This is a genomic window from Paenibacillus tyrphae (genome assembly GCF_024158745.1).
Lineage (GTDB): Bacteria > Bacillota > Bacilli > Paenibacillales > NBRC-103111 > Paenibacillus_G > Paenibacillus_G tyrfis_A.
The window spans coordinates 263,937-277,266 of record NZ_JAMZAW010000002.1 but is presented as its reverse complement, the minus strand read 5'-3'; the positions used below and the strand labels follow the sequence as shown (position 1 = coordinate 277,266).

General features: G+C 54.0%; 10 protein-coding genes. 9 read left to right on the top strand and 1 reads right to left on the bottom strand.

The window, feature by feature from the left end:
- The first annotated feature begins 16 nt into the window (after positions 1–16).
- From NI000_RS03830 to NI000_RS03795, 8 genes are all read left to right on the top strand, one after another.
- On the top strand, positions 17–1,759 hold the full coding sequence (locus NI000_RS03830) for an alpha-glycosidase (RefSeq protein WP_253407882.1): 1,743 nt from the start codon (positions 17–19) through the stop codon (positions 1,757–1,759).
- A gap of 63 nt (positions 1,760–1,822) precedes the next feature.
- The gene (locus tag NI000_RS03825; protein ID WP_253407881.1) at positions 1,823–2,737 is read left to right on the top strand and encodes a LacI family DNA-binding transcriptional regulator; all 915 of its coding nucleotides are present in this window, start codon (positions 1,823–1,825) and stop codon (positions 2,735–2,737) included.
- A gap of 23 nt (positions 2,738–2,760) precedes the next feature.
- Positions 2,761–4,104 carry an alpha/beta hydrolase gene (locus tag NI000_RS03820; protein ID WP_253407880.1) on the top strand — a complete coding sequence of 448 codons (1,344 nt, stop codon included), beginning with the start codon at positions 2,761–2,763 and terminating at the stop codon, positions 4,102–4,104.
- Between the two features lie 5 nt (positions 4,105–4,109).
- A complete protein-coding gene (locus NI000_RS03815) occupies positions 4,110–5,462 on the top strand; it encodes an alpha/beta hydrolase (RefSeq protein WP_253407874.1) in 1,353 nt (450 codons plus the stop codon).
- Positions 5,463–5,468: 6 nt separating this feature from the next.
- Complete coding sequence (locus NI000_RS03810; protein ID WP_253407865.1) at positions 5,469–6,050, top strand: hypothetical protein; 582 nt, start codon at positions 5,469–5,471, stop codon at positions 6,048–6,050.
- Positions 6,051–6,327: 277 nt separating this feature from the next.
- A complete protein-coding gene (locus tag NI000_RS03805) occupies positions 6,328–6,927 on the top strand; it encodes a class I SAM-dependent methyltransferase (protein ID WP_253407848.1) in 600 nt (199 codons plus the stop codon).
- Between the two features lie 210 nt (positions 6,928–7,137).
- Complete coding sequence (gene acsA, locus NI000_RS03800; RefSeq protein ID WP_253407847.1) at positions 7,138–8,865, top strand: acetate--CoA ligase; 1,728 nt, start codon at positions 7,138–7,140, stop codon at positions 8,863–8,865.
- Positions 8,866–8,904: 39 nt separating this feature from the next.
- Positions 8,905–9,567 (top strand): adenylate kinase, encoded by a 663-nt coding sequence (locus NI000_RS03795; RefSeq protein WP_253407846.1) that lies wholly within the window; start codon positions 8,905–8,907, stop codon positions 9,565–9,567.
- A 93-nt stretch (positions 9,568–9,660) separates the two neighbouring features.
- On the opposite strand, the gene NI000_RS03790 is transcribed toward NI000_RS03795, so the two are convergent.
- The gene (locus tag NI000_RS03790) at positions 9,661–11,940 is read right to left on the bottom strand and encodes a transporter substrate-binding protein (RefSeq protein WP_253407845.1); all 2,280 of its coding nucleotides are present in this window, start codon (positions 11,938–11,940) and stop codon (positions 9,661–9,663) included.
- 342 nt (positions 11,941–12,282) lie between these two features.
- Between NI000_RS03790 and NI000_RS03785 the strand changes: the two genes are divergently transcribed.
- A complete protein-coding gene (locus tag NI000_RS03785; protein ID WP_253407843.1) occupies positions 12,283–13,329 on the top strand; it encodes an aliphatic amidase in 1,047 nt (348 codons plus the stop codon).
- Position 13,330: the final 1 nt, after the last annotated feature.

Here is a 13,330-nt window from a genome sequence, read left to right as displayed (position 1 = left end):
AAAGGAGGCGTATGCCATGTTATTAGAAGCGGTTTACCACCGGTCCGGCAATGCGGATTGTTACGCTTACGACGACCGTACGATCCATATCCGGCTGCGGACGAAAAAAGACGACCTGCGCGCGGTAAAAGCGCTCTACGGCGACAAGTACGATTGGGAACAAACCGCCAGCGAGCAGTATCTTCATAAGCTGGCAAGCGATGAACGGTTCGATTATTGGCAGGCGGAGCTTGTTCCTCCGCATCGTAGACTGCGCTATGCGTTTGCATTGATTGCGGAGGACGAAACAGTCTGGTACACGGAGACAGGCTTTCAAAAGGAAAAGCCACAGGACCCGCTTTCCTTCTTCGATTATCCGTTTCTGTGGACGGATGAAGTTCTAAAGCCGCCGGGGTGGGTAAAAGAGGCTGTGTTTTATCAAATATTTCCCGAGCGTTTTGCGAACGGCGATCCGTCGAACGATCCGGCCGGCGTTCGTTCGTGGGAGGAGGCGGACCCGGGGCCGCACGATTTTTACGGCGGCGATTTGCAGGGCGTATTGGACCGACTGGATCACCTTAGCTCGCTTGGTGTTAACGCGATTTATTTTACCCCGCTGTTTGCGGCGGAGACGAATCATAAGTACGATACGACGGACTATATGAAAATCGATCCGCAGTTCGGGGATACCGGATTGCTGAAAAAGCTGGTCCAGGCCTGCCACGAGCGCGGAATTCGTGTCATTCTGGATGCCGTATTCAATCATAGCGGCGCGCTGTTCGCTCCTTTTCAAGATGTGGTCCGCCACGGAAAGGCATCGCGCTACCGGGATTGGTTCCATATCAAGCAGTTTCCGGTGCAGACGGAGCCCAGACCTTCCTATCACTGCTTCGCTTTCGAGGCGCATATGCCGAAGCTGAATACGGCGAATCCGGAGGTCCGGCAATACCTGCTGGACGTGGCGGAGTATTGGGTGAAGGAATGCGATATCGACGGCTGGAGGCTGGATGTGGCCAATGAGGTCGATCACGAGTTTTGGAGGCATTTCCGCAAAGCTTTGAAGTCGCTCAAGCCGGACTTTTATATCTTGGGCGAGATTTGGCACGACGCGATGCCGTGGCTGCAGGGAGATCAGTTCGATGCGGTCATGAACTATCCGATTACAGAAGCCATACTTGATTTTTTTGCCAAGGATGCGATCGATGCGGAGCAGTTTTCCCACCGGATCAGCCGGCTGCTGGCCCAGTATCCGCAGCAGGTGAACGAAGCGGCCTTTAACATCGTCGGAAGCCACGATACGCCGCGGCTGCTTACAGTCGCGGAGGAGGCAAGGAAAGCGAAGCTCGCCGTGCTGTTTCAGTTTGCGTTCCCCGGCGTTCCGTGCATTTATTACGGCGACGAAGTGGGGATGCAGGGCGGGGCAGACCCCGATTGCAGGCGGCCGATGATTTGGGACGAAGCCCGGCAAAATCAGGAGCTGCTTGCGTTTTACCGGACGATTATTTCGTACCGACGGCAGCATCCGGCGTTGCGGGATGGGACTTTCCATGTGATCTATGCCAAGGATCGTCAGCTTGTCATCCGTAGAACGGATGCAGACGAGCAGCTTTACATCGGCTTCAACAATAGCGGGCATCCGGCCGTCGCGGATGTCACTTTGGACTCGCAGGTACCGCTCGAAATCGCCATGGGCGACGGGACTTTCGAGTTAAAGGACGAGCGGCTTTCTATCAGCTTGCCTCCGTACGGATGGCTTATTTTAAAGGCGCCATTGTCATGAATTGACAAAGACGGGGCCGTATGCTTTAATCGACCTAAACGTTTAAGTAGAGGCGGTTAAACCATGAAAAAAGCAACGATCAAAGACATAGCCAAAGCAGCCGGCGTTTCCATTGCGACGGTTTCGTATATTTTGAACGACGTGAAGACCCAATCCATATCCGATGAAACGCGCGTGAAGGTACTGAAGGCCGCGCAGCAGCTGAAATACGTAACGAACCGTACGGCGCAATCGCTGAAGGTTAAGAAAACCGGACTCATCGGCCTCTTATGGTTTAAAGGGAAAGACTGTCATGTATGGTCCGATTTGAAGTATGCGAGAACGATCCATGCCATCGAGCGGCACTGCAGCGAGCTGGGGTATCATGTTATTTTTATGCAAATCGACAACTTGGGCCCGTCCTCGAAAATTATTATGGAACGCAATTTGGACGGCGTCTTCTTGATGAATGTGGATAAAGAACAATTCACGACCATATCGAATTATTTTGGATTCGGCGTCCCCGTCTTCGTGATCGACAGCTATATCGAAGACCCGTTATTTCACAAAATCGTTCCGGATTTCATGGGGAGTTTCCAAGCGGCCCGCAGTCTGCTCGGCGAAGCTCCGCAGTTTCTTGTGATGGATTCGTATAACAATGCTGAACTAGTGGAATTTATCAAGCGGCAATCCGGCTTGGATGAGGAACGGATTCATGTGTGCGAGAGCATCGAGGGCTTAAATGAATTTCTGTCCGCGTATGCCGGACGTCCGGGGATCGTGATGAATGAATTTTTGGCGCATGAAGCGGCCAAGATCCATGACCGGCTCGCTGTTCTGTGCACAAGCCATTGTCCGGAAATCGTTCCGCAAGGGATGGCGAAAGTTGCGTTTGATATGAATGACTACAAAGAGATTGTCCGTATGATGGATCGCAATATTCAGGATGCGGATGAGGTAAGCCGTGAAAAGTTTTATTGCCTTTCCGTCATCACGTGACGATCCGGTGAGGAGAATGTGGCGTGAGTTCGTCGCGGCTGATCGAAATCAATCATTTTTATTCCGAGATTCTTGATAATTCCAGAAATATATTTATATATTTGCCTCCGAGTTATAAAACGAACGAGCAGCAGCGTTACCCTGTCCTATATATGCAGGACGGGCAGCACGCGTTCTACAAGGACCGGAAGGGCGAATCGTGGGACGTGCATAAAACGGTTGATCGCCTGATTGCCGAAGGACGCATTCGGGAAATTATCATCGTTGCGGTAGCCCACATCGAGGATGCCCGGATTGCGGAATATATGCATGAGAATCCGTACGGACACCGGGTTTTCGATACGACGAATCAGGGCGAGCTGTACGAGGAGTTTCTCGTCCGTGAAGTAAAGCCTTATATCGATCGGGAGTACCGGACGCTGCCGGATCAGGAGCATACTGCGCTGATGGGATCGTCCGCGGGCGGTCTGGTCTCTTACAATATCGGGTTCCGCAGGTCAGAGACGTTCGGGATGATCGGGGCTTTGTGTCCGTTCTTCGCAAGCGTCGATCTCCGTACGATGGAGGATCGCTGGTTGAGCCGCGTCTACACGGAAAAGAAAGCTCTGCGCATTTGGATGGACGTGGGAGATGCCGAAGGCTTCACCGTTATGGAAAAGCATGTGCGGCATGCTGCGGATACGTTGATCGGCGCCGGGTACCGGCCCGGGGACGATTTTATGTACTATTATGCCGTCAATTCGGGCCATTCGCAGAAGGATTGGGCCGCCAGAGTGCATGCGCCGCTGCTTTATTTTTTTGGCCGCATCGGAACTCCTGTTCGCGTCGATTTGTATGGGCCGGAGGCGGTTGGGATCGAGGGGCCAAAACGCACGCTCAATCCGGTGGTGCACTACGACAGCGGCTTCATGATGACGGATCTAGACGCCTGCTATGAAGTAGCCGATCCCGAGCTGCTGGACGTGACGGCAGACGGTAAATTGCTGCCCAAGAAAGAAGGGGAAACGGCGGTCCGTTACAGAAACGGCAGCCTGACGGCTGAATTGGCTGTTGCCGTCGTCCCGTCGGTTTCGGAGACGGTTACCGTCCAAGCGTTCGTGAAAGTGCCGGCTTCTACGCCGCCAACTGCTGCGCTATACGCCGGCATCGAGCTGCCGATGATTCGCGAAGGACTGTACGGAGGAACCTTCGAGGTACCGCGGGATATGTCCTTCGAATTCCGCATTTCCCGCGGCTTGGGCATGCATGAGACGGACCGGCAGGGCCGGGAAATTGCTTACCGGAAATTTACGGCCAAGGACGGCCTCGTTCTGAATTACGAAGTGGAAAATTGGGTGGACGCGGCGCCCGTGAGCGAGCAGAGGTGATGAGGATGCACAATAACCAATCGAGCATTTTGAAGGTGGAAAATTTCTACTCCGCCCACTTGGACAATACGCGGGATCTGTTTGTTTACCTCCCCCCGAGCTATCGCTGGGATCAGGCGAAGCGGTATCCGGTGCTGTATATGCACGACGGGCAAAATATTTTCCATCCCGCCTTCAACGGCTATTCCTGGAACGTCCATGAGACCGCGGACCGGTTGATTCAAGACGGACTAATGGAAGAAATCATCGTCGTCGGCATCCCGAATCGGGGCGTCGAGCGGGCCGATGAATTTACCCACGAGTTGGAAGGGGTGCTGTATCCGTCCGACAAAGTCCGAATCCAGCCCAAAGGACAGCTTTACGAGCGCTTTATTATCGAGGAAGTCAAGCCTTACATCGATGCGCTGTTCCGCACGAAGCCGGACCCGGAGCATACAGGCTTAATGGGGTCTTCCCGCGGAGGGCAAGTCACCTACCATATAGGCTTTCGCCGTCCGGACATTTTCAGGAAGCTGGCGATCCTGTCGCCGTATTTTTATTACGTCGATCCTGTGACGCTGGAAGAATACCGGCAGTATCATACGTTCGGCACAAAGCAGCCGGTTTCCCGGATCTGGATCGATCTGGGAGGCAGGGAAGGCACGTTGATCATGGAAAAGCATGTCCGCGAGGTCGCGGAGCAGCTTACCCTCCTCGGATACGAAGCCGACGACGAACTGATGTATTATTTCGATCCCGAGGCGGCCCATGTGGAGAAAGATTGGGCGGCCAGATTGGCCTCTCCGCTGCTTCATTTATTTGGAGCCAAGGGTCAGGCGCGCTCTTTATCCCTGCAAGGCTGGGACGAAGTCGGCATCCGCGGCCCGCTCTGCCGATTGAACCCGATTGCGGAGTTTGACACCGGTTTGAAGATGTCCCTGCTAAGGGCGGCTTACCGGGTGGAGGACCCTCGGATCGTAGAGGTTCAAGAGGACGGGACCGTGGTGGCGAAGGAAGAAGGAGAGACGACGGTTACGGTTAATTACTGCGGCCTGGAAGCTGCTATTTCCATCCGTGTGGTCAAGGAATTGAAGGAGCGGGTTGCCCTCGATTTAAGGGTTCATGTCCCGCCGCATACGCCGGAAACCGTCGCATTATACGTCTGGTTTCCTTTAAGCAAGCAGCCGGATGCGCCTGTATATTCCGAGCGGCTTGAGCTTCCGCTTCATACCGAGTTCGTTTATCAAATTAGCAGGGCCGACGGCGTGACGGAAACGGATCAAGCCGGAAATCCGGTAGTGCGCTACTACCGGGCCGAGGCCGATTCGAGGCTGGAGCTGACCGTCGAACGCTGGTCAAACGACATCAGAAAGGATTAAATTGTCATGGTGAAAAAAATTATGCTCGGACTCGTCTGCGGTTCGATTGTGTTTACAGGGGCCGTGTTAATGAACGGAACCCCGCATGCCGCGCAGGATATCGACAATCCCGTGCCCATTGATAGCAATTATGTTTCGGGACCGGTCGGGGGGAACGAAAATTCCGCTTCGAATAAAAGCGGCTCGGAGCCCCAGCTACAGAAACTGCCAGTCACACAAACAACTAACGGCGTTGAGGTTACCGTCCATTCCATCCGGAGGACCGGACAAACGACCGACTTCGAAGTCACGATCAAGAACGGGACCGAAAAGGAGACCGTTACGGTAGACCCTAGCCGTCTTGCCGTGCAGGCGAACCATCCGAGCGCGGGCAAGGCAAGCGAAAAAGTCGGGGCCTCCGAAACCAACCCGGACTTCACAGGGGCGACGATCCTGCCCGGCAAAGAAAGGCACGGCTGGATCAGCGGCCAAGCTTTAACGGAGAAAGAGCTGGAGAGCTTGATCGTGGAGCTTTCGTTGGATGGAAGCGAGCAGAGAGCTTTCTCGTTCGCCATCGACTGCAAGAATCTTAAGTTTCGTACGCTTTGAGCGAATTACTGTACAACGAGCCGTGGCCCTGAATAGGTGCTGCGGCTTATTCTTTTTCATGGCCGGAATACGGATGAATCGGCGCGTTATCGATGCCTTGCGCTATTGACACACCATTGTTATCGAAGATATTATGGATATAATAACTCTGTAAACAGCGACGAAAATTACCAAAGCGGCGAAGTATGCTCTGCACCCATGCTGCGTTTTTTTTGCTTTTATTAAAGATATAGTGAGTCTTTAATGTCCAATACTTATCCACAGGAGGTCGGTAATGATGGGAAATGTATGGCATGAGCGTTTTAATTCGGAGGAATATTATTATGGGGAAGAACCCAACGTATTTATTCAACAACAAGCTTTTCGATTGGAACCATGTCACAAAGTTATCGCGTTTGCGGAGGGTGAGGGCCGGAATGCCGTCTTTCTAGCAAAACGAAATCATAAAGTAACTGCCATTGACTATGCGGAGAGCGGTCTGGACAAAACGAAAAAACTGGCCCGGAAGCATGACGTTGACGTGCATACCCAAAAACTAGACCTGTTGGCAGATGAGGTGCCGAACGAGCGATATGATGCCGCCATCATGGTATTCGGACATTTTCATAAAGACGATCAGGCCATGATTCTCAATAAAATGAAAAATGCGATAAAGCCCGAAGGGATGATGATGCTTGAGGTATACTCCAAGGACCAATTAAAGTATGGTACGGGCGGCCCCCCGGATTCGGACTTGCTCTACGACCCCAAAGAAATTCTTGCTTGGTGCGAAGGCCATGAGGTGCTCCATTTCTTCTATGGCGAACAAGAGCGGGTGGAAGGAAAGGCGCACACCGGTTTAGCTCATGTCATTCAACTTGTATTGAGAAAAAAATGAGAAATTCGTTAGGCGCGCAGGCTGCTGCGGGTGCCCCAAGTGTCCCATTTTGCATCACTGTATCGGATCGAATCGGCAAATGTGTCCCGAAATGGGACACATTTTTTTGTGCGTTCCTTTCATTTCCCGCACTCCGACGGTTGGCACAATAATTGCTTTACTTAGGCTCAGAAGGGCAAACATCTATTATCGATTGGGAGGGTCTACATCATGAATTCGTTTACGAACGAGCGTATTGCGGCCACGGCGGCCAGCCCCAACTTGAGAAATTACGAGCAGGCGCGGGGACAGTTTCAATGGGAGGAGATGGAGAGCGAGTTCACATGGTACGAAACCGGAAAAATCAATATGGCGTACGAAGCGATCGACCGGCATGCCGAGTCCTCGCGCCGGGACAAAGTCGCCTTATACTACAGCGACGGTCAGAGAGAAGAAGCGTACACCTTCGGGCAAATGAAAAGCAGCTCCGACCGATTCGGCAACGTGCTTCGTCAACTGGGCATTGGAAAAGGGGACCGCGTGTTTATTTTTATGCCCCGTTCTCCCGAGCTGTACTTCGCGCTTCTCGGGATTATTAAAGTCGGCGCGATTGCCGGCCCATTGTTCGAAGCCTTTATGGAGACGGCCGTGAAGGACCGCTTGGAAGATAGCCAGGCCGTGGCGATCGTCACGACGCCTTCCCAGCTTCCGCGCATCCCGGTTCAAGATTTGCCCCACTTGAAGCATGTGATTCTGGTCGGACACGACCTTCTTCGCCTGGAGGAGGGGCAGGTCGATTTCCACAAAGCAATGGAAAGCGCTTCCGAGGAGTTGGACCTCGAATGGATGGACCGCGAGGACGGCCTTATTCTGCATTACACCTCCGGCTCCACGGGCAAGCCCAAAGGCGTGCTTCACGTCCATGATGCAATGCTTCAGCATTATTATACGGGCAAAATCGTGCTGGATCTGAAGGAAGACGACGTGTATTGGTGCACGGCCGATCCGGGCTGGGTAACCGGTACGTCTTACGGCGTTTTCGCCCCGTGGCTCAATGGTGCGACGAATGTGATCCGCGGGGGACGGTTCAAGCCGGCGGACTGGTACGCCACCCTGCAAAAGTACGGCATTACCGTCTGGTACAGCGCGCCTACCGCCTTCCGCATGTTGATGGGAGCCGGAGACGAGCTGGTGTCCGGGTTCGATCTGTCCAAGCTCCGCCATGTGCTCAGCGTCGGCGAGCCTTTGAATCCGGAGGTCGTCCGCTGGGGGTTGAACGTATTCAAGCAGCGCATCCATGACACTTGGTGGATGACGGAGACCGGGGGGCAGCTCATCTGCAATTACCCGGGGATGGCAATTAAGCCGGGATCGATGGGCAAGCCGATTCCGGGCGTGGACGCGGCCATCTTGGACGACGAGGGCCGTGTCTTGGAGCCTTACTGCATGGGAAATCTGGCGATTAAAACGGCATGGCCGTCCATGATGCGCCGCATTTGGAACAATCCGGCCAAGTACGAAGAGTATTTCCGCTTCAAGGGCTGGTATGTGTCCGGAGACTCCGCTTTCCGCGACGAGGACGGCTACTTCTGGTTCCAGGGCCGCGTTGACGATGTCATCAACACCTCGGGCGAGCGGGTCGGCCCCTTCGAGGTCGAGAGCAAGCTGGTGGAGCATCCGGCGGTTGCGGAAGCGGGCGTCATCGGCAAGCCGGACCCGATGCGGGGCGAAGTGATCAAAGCGTTCATCGCGCTGCGGGACGGCTATACGCCTTCGGAGGAGCTGAAGGACCAGATTGTCCGATTTGTCAAAACCGGCTTGTCCGCTCATGCGGCGCCTCGTGAAATCGAGTTCAAGGACAAACTGCCGAAAACGAGAAGCGGCAAAATTATGCGCCGCGTGCTAAAAGCGTGGGAATTGAATTTGCCGGTCGGCGACATGTCGACGATAGAGGATTAACCTTCGGACTCATAAAACAGAGATGGGGGATATAACGAGATGCAGATTATTTTTATCGGATTGCCGGGTGCAGGGAAAGGGACCCAAGCCGAATTCATCCAAGCGAAATTCGGCATACCGCATATTTCAACCGGAGACATGTTCCGTGCTGCGATGTCGGAAGGAACGGCGCTCGGTCTTGAAGCCAAAGCGTACGTCGAGAAGGGGCAGCTTGTGCCCGACGAGGTGACGATCGGGATCGTTAAGGAACGGCTAAGCCATGGAGATACGGCACGGGGCTTTTTGCTGGACGGATTTCCGCGGACGGTGTCCCAAGCGCTGGAATTGGAGCGGGTACTCATCGAAGGGCGTCGGCGGATCGACCTTGCGCTTCATTTGGACGTAGATAGCAGCAGGCTGCTTGGGCGTCTGACCGGACGGCGGATTTGCCGGTACTGCGGGGAGACGTACCACGTGATGTATCGCCCTCCGCAGCAAGAAGAAAGCTGCGACAAGTGCGGAGGACCGCTGTACCAGCGGCCGGACGATACGGAGGAAACGGTAGCCACCCGGTTGGAAATCAATTTAAAGCAGCAGAAGCCGCTGCTGAAATTTTATAAAATGAGAGGCCAGCTTCGTTCGGTGGACGGAGAGGCCGGGATGGACAAGGTATTCGAAGACATTTGCGGTATTCTCGGAGGCTTGCACGTCAGAGCCAGATAAAGCGGGCAAGCCGCTTGCCGGGGACATAAAGGGCAGATCCGCTGCACGAAGCGGGCCTGCCCTTAGCTTTGTTCGCTTGTAACTGTAACCGGCTTACGGCGTCATTTGAAATTCCTTCAGCTTCCGGTACAGCGTACTTCGCGTAATGCCAAGCACCTTGGACGCCTCGGTGATGGTCTTCGTCTCGCTCAGCACCTGCTCGATCATCCTTCGCTCGACTTGCTTGAGCGGCTCGGCTGCCCTCGGCTTTCTCTGGTAATATCCTTTGAGCGCTCGTGGCAGATGCTCCACCCGGATCGCAGATCGTTCCCGTCCGGCCAGCAGGTAGGCGCGCTCCATCACATTTCGCAATTCGCGGATATTGCCCGGCCACGGATATTGGATCAAGGCCTGCAGCGCTTCGTCGCTGAGGCTGTCCGGCCCGTCGCCGTGGACCGCCTGAAATTCGCGGAGGAACTCCCGGCTTAAGTGCTCCACATCTTCCGGGCGCTCGCGAAGCGGGGGAATGGTGATCGACAAGACGTTCAGACGGTAAAACAGGTCCGATCGGAACGAGCCGCTGTAGGCGATTTCTTCTTGAAGATTTCGGTTCGTCGCCGCAATAATCCGTACGTTGACCGCATGCTCTTTATTTTCGCCGAGCCTCATAATCCGCTTCGACTCGATGGCTCTTAACAGGACAACTTGGAGATCCAGCGGCATGTCGCCAATCTCGTCGAGAAAAAGAGTCCCGTCGTTCGCGGCTTCGAATTTTCCGATGGACCCACCTTTTTTGGCGCCTGTGAACGCTCCTTCGATATAGCCGAACATCTCGCTCGCGATCAGCTCCCGGGGCAGCAGGCCGGTGTTGACGGCGACCAGCGGGCCGTGCTTTCGTTCGCTTTGCTGATGAATCGCTTGGACGAGCACCTCTTTTCCCGTTCCGGTCTCTCCGGTAATCAGCACGTTGGCGCACGATTGGGACGCCAGCTTGGCGACCTCCAGCTCCAATTGGTACTCGGGGTTCAAGGTCTGAATGCGGTCGAACTGAAAGGGCGCTGCCGAAGAACGGACGCTAGGCTTCGGCTTGAGCAGAAGCATTTGCTGACCGGTTGTTCCGTAAGGATGCACCTCGAACGCGTGATGGATTTGCTGCAGCAGCGTCGGCGTGAGGAGCTGGCCTTCCTTTAACCGGGTCAGCTCTTCCGCTTTTTTGCTCATGTACACAATATGCTGCCGCTCCGACAGGACGACGATCGCTTCATCGCTGATCCGGCCCCACGACTCCAAGATGATTTCATTCAGCTGGCCGGGTTCCCGGCTTTTTTCTTTAAACGGCTTCGGAGCAATATTGCGCTGCGAGTCCCACACCATCTCGAATTGCCCGTCCGGCATCGCTCTTCCGATTTTTACCGGTCTGGACAAGTGGTGGTGGTCTCCTTCGACGAGCACCGTTCCGCAAGCGGTTTCAAGCTTCTTGTCGCTGAGGTGATAAAAGACGTCCCGGTAATCCAGGCTGCCGGTTTCATGAATGCTGTCCAAGATCATTTTAGTGCCCAAATAAGTGTTGAACATGACCGACGAAATCACCTGTTGCGCGCCGAAGCGTTCGTGAAACGCGCTGACGAAATGCAGATTGTGCTCATTTTGAAGCGATTGAAAATAGCTGGCCGAACCGTAATGCCCCGCTCCGTAGTCGGCGCCCATCGCCGCGATTTCCGTTTCCTTCGTGATCGGACTGAAGATAGGCAAATGATCCGGATTCAACCCCATCCGCCGGTACGCGCGATAGAACGGGATGATGCTCTGCCCGACGAGCGTCGTAAAGATGGCATCGGGCCGCTTCACTATGATATCTTCCAGCACGTCATAGAAGGTCTGATGACCGAACGGCACATAGGCTTCGCCGACGACCGAGCCGTTTTTTTCCGCGAGATACGTTCGGACCTGCTGGTTCGTTTCCCGGGGATAAATGTAATCCGTGCCGATGCAGTAGACGCGTTTCCCGAAGTGCTCGGTTAAGTAATCGAGCAGCACATGAACCTGCTGGTTCGGCACCTCCCCGGTATAAAACACGTTGGAATGACATTCCCGTCCCTCGTACAACGTAGGATAGACCAGCAGGCAGCCGTATTTCTCCAGCACCGGAAGAATCGCTTTCCGGCAAGCCGAAGTATAACAGCCGATAAACACTTTTACGCCGTCTTTTGCAAGCGCATCCGCTTCTTTCGCGCTTTTGGCCGGGTCCGAGCAAATATCTCGCACGATCGCTTCCACGTTCATTTCATTTTGGTTGAAGTGTTCGATGGCCAGGATGGCCGCGTCGCATTGTCCTCGTTCCGTCAGGGCGGTCGTGCCAGTTAATGAAAACAATAAACCGACTCTCGCATTCATTGAACTCCGCCTCTCCTTGGTAGGTTTGTGTCTTTATTATAACAAAAAATAAATCGTTTGAAATTGGGAGTTGACTTTTTTCTTATGGCTCGTGTGTAAAAATAAGACAGTGTATCATTTTGCGACAGTCAATGGTCTGTGGATGGTTTTGACGCTTTTCGAACAGGAATGGGGGCTGTGATTGTATCAAATTAAGACAAATGGAGGCTTTGTTTGTAAGCGGTTTCTTTTATTTGGCGAGGAATTTCATTGGCACGGATTTTGCTTTAATCCCGGTTAAGTCGGTCGGACGATGAGATATTTGTCCCGGCTGATGCAAAACACACCAAGGAGGGGTTTTCGATGAGACATGGAGACATTTCCAGCAGTCAGGACACAGTAGGGGTGGCGGTGGTGAACTATAAGATGCCGCGCCTGCATACCCGGGCGGAGGTTCTGGACAACTGCCGCCGGATCGCCGATATTATCGTTGGGATGAAGCAGGGATTGCCCGGCATGGACCTTGTTGTTTTTCCGGAATACAGCACCCACGGCATTATGTACGACGAGCAGGAAATGTACGAAACCGCTTCCTCCATTCCCGGAGAAGAAACCGCCATTTTCGCCGAGGCTTGCCGGAAGGCCAATACGTGGGGTGTATTCTCCTTGACCGGGGAACGGCATGAGGCTCATCCGGATAAAGCTCCGTACAACACTTTGATTCTGATGAACAACAAAGGGGACATCGTTCAGAAATACAGAAAAATTATTCCGTGGTGTCCGATCGAAGGCTGGTATCCCGGCGACTGCACGTACGTAGCGGAAGGGCCCAAGGGGCTCAAAATCAGCCTTATCGTCTGCGACGACGGCAACTATCCCGAAATATGGCGCGACTGTGCGATGAAGGGCGCCGAGCTGATCGTGCGGTGCCAAGGCTATATGTACCCGTCGAAGGACCAGCAAATCATCATGGCGAAAGCAATGGCTTGGTCCAATAATACGTATGTGGCCGTAGCCAATGCGGCCGGCTTCGACGGCGTTTATTCTTATTTCGGCCACTCCTCGATCATCGGCTTCGACGGGCGCACGCTCGGGGAATGCGGCACGGAGGAAAACGGCATCCAGTACGCCGAGCTGTCGGTTTCGCTAATCCGCGATTTCCGCAAAAACGCCCAATCCCAGAACCATTTGTTCAAGCTGCTTCACCGCGGCTACACGGGACTCATTCATTCCGGGGACGGAGACAAAGGAATTGCGGAATGTCCGTTTGACTTTTACCGTACCTGGGTGTTGGATGCCGAGAAGGCGAGGGAAAACGTAGAGAAGATCACCCGGTCGACCGTCGGAACCGCAGAATGCCCGATTGCGGGAATTCCTCACGAGGGCAAGCAAAAGGCGGCCGGAGGCTGAC